6 protein-coding genes are annotated in these 5,600 nt (G+C 42.3%); all 6 read left to right on the plus strand.

Annotated elements, in window-relative coordinates:
• Nucleotides 1–636: inner membrane CreD family protein (locus WKF69_RS01770; RefSeq protein ID WP_340379032.1), on the plus strand; the 636-nt coding region annotated here is incomplete at its 5' end.
• Between the two features lie 189 nt (nucleotides 637–825).
• Complete coding sequence (gene mraZ / locus WKF69_RS01775) at nucleotides 826–1,290, plus strand: division/cell wall cluster transcriptional repressor MraZ (RefSeq protein WP_340379034.1); 465 nt, start codon at nucleotides 826–828, stop codon at nucleotides 1,288–1,290.
• Nucleotides 1,283–2,185 carry a 16S rRNA (cytosine(1402)-N(4))-methyltransferase RsmH gene (gene rsmH, locus WKF69_RS01780; protein ID WP_340379036.1) on the plus strand — a complete coding sequence of 301 codons (903 nt, stop codon included), beginning with the start codon at nucleotides 1,283–1,285 and terminating at the stop codon, nucleotides 2,183–2,185. The genes mraZ and rsmH overlap by 8 nt, the downstream gene beginning before the upstream one ends.
• A gap of 19 nt (nucleotides 2,186–2,204) precedes the next feature.
• A complete protein-coding gene (locus WKF69_RS01785; RefSeq protein ID WP_340379038.1) occupies nucleotides 2,205–2,615 on the plus strand; it encodes an FtsL-like putative cell division protein in 411 nt (136 codons plus the stop codon).
• A 75-nt stretch (nucleotides 2,616–2,690) separates the two neighbouring features.
• Entirely contained in the window at nucleotides 2,691–4,790 is a 2,100-nt protein-coding gene (locus WKF69_RS01790; RefSeq protein WP_340379041.1) for a penicillin-binding protein, read from the plus strand.
• A partial coding sequence (locus WKF69_RS01795; RefSeq protein WP_340379043.1) for a UDP-N-acetylmuramoyl-L-alanyl-D-glutamate--2,6-diaminopimelate ligase occupies nucleotides 4,790–5,600 on the plus strand: 811 nt, incomplete at its 3' end. The genes WKF69_RS01790 and WKF69_RS01795, both read left to right, overlap by 1 nt.

The raw sequence follows: 5,600 nt of genomic DNA on the forward strand, positions 1-5,600 counted from the left end.
GCGTGGGGTATATGGAGCAATCCAAGTTTTACAGGTCGGTATTTACCGGAAGAAAGAAAGATTTCTGCCACCGATTTCGAAGCAACCTGGACCATGCCATATTTTAACAGGCCGTTTCCCCAGCAGTGGTCGGATTCAGAAGTTGTATTTAATGATAAACTGGTGGAGGAAGCCACTTTTGGGGTCAAATTCATTTTGCCCGTCGACCAATACCAAAAAACCATACGTTCGGCCAAATACGCTATCTTAATAATACTGCTAACCTTTGTTTCGCTCTTCTTTACGGAGATTCTCAACAAGAGAAATGTCCACATATTCCAGTATGTGCTTATCGGGGCGACCATGGTCATTTATTATACCCTGCTTCTTTCATTCACAGAACAGGTAGGATTTAATTGGGCTTATATTATCGCTTCGGTAGCCACCACACTGCTGATAAGTGTTTTTATTGCCTCTGTTTTAAGAAGCAGGAAGATCGCTGCCATATTTGCGACGATACTAAGTGTATTTTACACATTTATCTTTGTTATCATCCAGTTACAGGATCTCGCACTTCTTTTCGGAAGCGTAGGGTTGTTTACAACAGTTGCACTGCTGATGTATTTTTCCGGGAAGATTGAGTGGGAGAAGAAGTAATTAAAACGTAATTCGAAGCACACTTGCCGATTCAGAACTGGCTAGCCTGGCGAACTATTTTCTTATAAATAGGGCAGGAACACGGTATTTGCACCGTTAAAACTGTGGAAAACTTTTTTTGTGGGAGATAGTGGTAAAAAGTGGTAAGTTATTTACTTTTACTCTTGAATTAATGAGTGAAGTACCATAATGTCCCATTTTTTAGGAGAATTTGATTGTAAACTTGATGCTAAGGGCAGGATGATGATACCATCCAGTCTGAAGAAACAGCTTCCAGAAGCTGAGCGTGAAGGACTTGTGATCAATCGTGGCTTTGAAAAGCACCTCGTTATTTACACGAAAAAAGAATGGGATCAAATCACCAGTGAACTCAGCAGATTAAATCTATATGAGAAAAAGAGCCGGGATTTCGTTCGTTACTTCACCCGTGGAGCTACGGAGCTTGCGCTCGATTCCGCAAACCGTATCCTTTTTCCTAAAGCATTAATGGAGTATGCAGGCATTACGACTGAAGTTGTGTTGTCATGCCAGTTGAATAAAATTGAGGTTTGGGCTAAAGACGCCTATGATGCACAGATGGATAATGAGCCAGACAACTTTGCAAATCTTGCCGAGGAGGTAATGGGTAATTCAGAAAGGGGGCTAGATGACTGATTATCACCAGCCAGTTATGCTCCGTGAATGTATAGAAGCACTAAATATTAAACCTGATGGGATCTACGTCGATGTTACTTTTGGCGGCGGCGGTCATTCCCTTGAAATACTGAAACACCTGGGTCCGCAGGGAAGGCTGCTTGCTTTCGATCAGGACGCTGACGCACAGAAGAATTTACCCAAAGATGATCGATTAACCTTTATTGATCAGAACTTCCGCTATTTGAAAAACAATTGCCGTTTGCAGGGTGCCATTTCTGCTGACGGCATTCTGGCTGATCTAGGTGTTTCGTCGCACCAATTTGATCAGCCAGAACGGGGGTTCTCTATCCGCTTTGATGCAGATCTGGATATGCGGATGGATCAGGCAGGTTCATTGACTGCCAAAGACGTGGTTAACGACTACACTGAAGAGCAATTGCACAGAATCTTCGGAATCTATGGCGAGATAAAGAATGCGAAATCATTGGCCCGCACCCTGGTTACTGTTCGCTTGAACAAAACTATTCAAACTGTTGCAGATCTTAAAAATGCCATTGGAACTCTTATCCCTAAAGGGAAAGAAAATAAATATCTCGCGCAGGTTTTTCAGGCACTTAGAATTGAAGTCAACCAGGAATTAGAGGCTTTGAAGGAGTTTCTCGAACAATCAGTGGAGGTCCTGGGAAGCGAGGGGCGTTTGGTTGTGATGTCATATCATTCACTTGAAGACAGGCTGGTTAAAAATTTTATCGCAAAAGGAAAGTTTCATGGCGAGGTTGAAAAGGATTTTTTCGGAAACCCGATAAAGCCGCTGGAGAGCCTGACAAGAAAAGCGGTAGTTGCTTCCGAAAGAGAAGTGAAAGAGAATAACCGGGCAAGGAGTGCAAAGCTTAGAATAGCGGTGAAGAATTAAGCGAAAAGGCTTATGAAATATGAGTAACCAATTTAAAAACGAAACTACTGAGGAGGGTGAAGTTGAAAGGGAAGTGCAGCCTGAAATAAATGAAAAGGCTGAGCTTCCCCGCAACTTCTTTACACTGATGTTTACCGAAGGGGTTATCTCAAAGGAAGCAGCAACTGATATGCTGCCATTTATAATATTCATTGCCTTTTTGGGCATGATCTATATAGGAAATCGTCATTTCGCTGAAAACAATATCCGTGATATTGATAAGCTTGGAAGGGAAGTCAAGGAATTAAGCTGGGATTATAAAACCCTTAAAGCAGATCTTATGATGAAAAGTACTCAGACAGAAGTTGCAAGAGAGGTGGATACTTTGGGCCTGAAAGAACCAATTGAGCCACCGAAGAAAATTGTAATTACAGAAGGGGAATTTGAATAGATGAAAGAGTCAAGAAACAAGAACCAAGACAACGCAGCCGGTAACAACCGACAACCAACAACCAACAACTAGCCCGTGAATATCAGAACCGACATAATATTACGCGTGTACATAGCTTTCGGGCTTATTGTGATTTTCGCGTTTGCGGTTTTGTTCAAGCTTTTTCATGTTCAGTATGTTGAAGGAGCTAAGTGGAGGTCAATGGCTGACAGTCTTTCTACCCGTTTCGCAAATGTTGAAGCAGCCCGCGGAAACATATATGCTGCAGACGGAAAGAGTTTGCTGGCGACTTCCGTTCCTGAATATGAAGTGCGGATGGATGTGATGGCAGGCGGGATCGAGAAAGATGAGGTGTTCTACGAGAAGATTGATTCTTTAGCGGCTAAATTATCATCTTTTTTTGGTGACAAGTCGTCAAAACAATACTCAAGAATGCTGCGGAATGCACGGGAAGATAAGACCCGGTATTTGCTTTTGAAACGTAACGTCACTCACCAGGAGTTAAAAGCCATTCGGAAATTCCCTGTGTTCAATATGGGAAGGTACAAAGGCGGGTTGATCTCCGTGCAGCAGAATAAAAGGATTATGCCTTTCCAAAGCCTGGCTGCACGTACAATTGGTTATAAAAACGACAATGTGCAGCCTGTTGGTTTGGAAGGAGCATACGGCTCTTACATTGATGGCGAAAGTGGCAAAAGGCTGGTTCAGCGTATTGCAGGTGGGATTTGGATGCCTGTTAACCAGGATATAGAAATCGCACCTAAAGAAGGAGCAGATATTATTTCAACGATTGATGTCAATATGCAGGATGTTGCTCAGCGAGCATTGAAAAAACAATTGATCTTAAGTAATGCAGATCATGGCACAGTAGTTTTGATGGAAGTTGCTACCGGGGAAGTTAGAGCGATAGCCAATTTTAGCAGGGAGAGTGAAGGCGTTTACAAAGAGAAATTTAATTACGCAATCGCAGGTAATCAGGATCCGGGATCAACCTTCAAGGTGGCGTCATACATGGCTTTGCTTGAAGATAAAAAAGTAGATACAAATACCATGGTAGGCACGGGAACTTATCCTATTCCTGGCAAGGTCATTACCGACTCCCACGGAAGTATCGGGACTGTGACAGTAAAAAGAGCTTTCGAAGAGTCTTCAAATGCTGCAGTGGCTCAGCTTGTAAATAATGCATATAAGGGAAATCAGTCAGAGTTTACTGATCATTTATACAGATGGCACCTTCAGGAAAAGTTACAGCTGCAGATCCCAGGGGAAGCTCAACCAGTTGTTAAGAATCCAAATAATAGAAGCTGGAATAAAAACATGACCCTGCCGCAAATGGCTTATGGTTATGAAATGCAGCTTACTCCGCTTAAAATGTTGTCGTTCTATAATGCGATCGCTAACAACGGTAAATATATAGCGCCGATTTTTGTTAAGGAGATTAAGAGACTTGGAAATACAGTAGAGCAGTTCAAAGCACGGGTTATTAACGAAAAGATCTGTACGGATGAAACTTTAAGTAAGATCAAAGCAATGCTTGAAGGCGTTATAACTAATGGTACAGGTAAAACAATTATAAAAAGCCCGTTCTATAGTGTTGCAGGTAAATCGGGAACAGCACAAGTTGCAGATGGAAATAAGGGATATAAAGCAAAACGTCAATATCAGGCATCTTTTTGCGGCTATTTCCCTGCTGATAACCCTAAATATTCTCTAATCGTCGTCATAAATGATCCGAAAAACGGATACTATGGTGCGCAAGTTAGCGGCCCTGTTTTCCGTGAAGTAGCTGACAGGGTTTATGCAGGTGACGTTAACATGTACGATTCTATGAAGGACCAGAAGTTAGCTGGCAACGTTAAAATGCCATCAGCGAAAGCTGGCGAGAAAAAGGCGACCCAGCGCGTATATAAAGCTTTCGGAATAAAGACTTTATTTGCTGCCAACGCAGAATATGTTACAGTTGATACTAATAAAGGCGTTGTAAACCCCGAGATCAGGATTGTAGAGGGCTCTGTTCCGGATGTAAGCGGAATGGGTTTAAAAGATGCACTTTACGTTTTAGGTAATTCGGGATTAAGGCCAATAGTGAGGGGAAGTGGTAAAGTGATGAAGCAGTCTATTGCAGCCGGGACCAGAGTTGGAAAAGGGTACCCGATAGTTTTAGAGTTGAACTGATGAAGATACTGAAGGACATATTGTATGGTGTTTCCCTGAAACAGGTTTCTGGCTCTACCAGTCAGGAAATCACTTCGATTTGCTTCGATTCAAGGAAGGCTGAGGCGGGCGCATTATTTATTGCCGTTAAAGGAACTTTGTCAGATGGCCATGATTTCATAGAACAGGCTATAGATCTGGGTACGAAGGCCATCGTTTGTGAAATATTTCCGACTACACTTCAAGAGGGTGTAAGCTATTTTTTGGTAGAGGATTCGGCAAAATCCCTTGGTATTATTTCGGCGAACTTTTTTGACCATCCCTCATCTAAGCTTAAGCTTGTAGGAGTTACAGGCACAAATGGGAAAACCACTGTTGCGACGTTGCTTTTCCAACTATTCCGTGATTTAGGATACAAGGTTGGTCTGCTTTCAACTGTCCAAAATCAGATCAATGATGAGGTTGTTCCTTCAACTCATACAACACCTGATCCCATATCACTCAATAGTCTTCTCAATGATATGGTTGACAGCGGCTGCGATTACTGTTTTATGGAGGTCAGTTCTCATGCGGTGGCTCAACATAGAATAGCCGGTTTGCGATTTACAGGCGGGGTTTTTACCAACCTTACACACGACCACCTGGATTTTCATCAAACGTTTGACGCCTACCTTAAAGCCAAAAAGACATTTTTTGAGTGTTTGGAGAGCAATTCTTTTGCCCTGACCAATATCGATGATAAGAATGGAATAGTTATGCTGCAGAATAGCCGCGGCCACAAAAAAACATACGGATTAAAAAACATAGCTGATTTTAAGGCTAAAATAATAG

The sequence above is a fragment of the Daejeonella sp. genome (assembly GCF_037719425.1).
Lineage (GTDB): Bacteria > Bacteroidota > Bacteroidia > Sphingobacteriales > Sphingobacteriaceae > Daejeonella.

Coding starts and splice junctions, on each gene's coding strand:
- mraZ (WP_340379034.1), top strand. CDS start 826: ATGTCCCATTTTTTAGGAGAATTTGATTGTAAACTTGATGCTAAGGGC.
- rsmH (WP_340379036.1), top strand. CDS start 1,283: ATGACTGATTATCACCAGCCAGTTATGCTCCGTGAATGTATAGAAGCA.
- WKF69_RS01785 (WP_340379038.1), top strand. CDS start 2,205: ATGAGTAACCAATTTAAAAACGAAACTACTGAGGAGGGTGAAGTTGAA.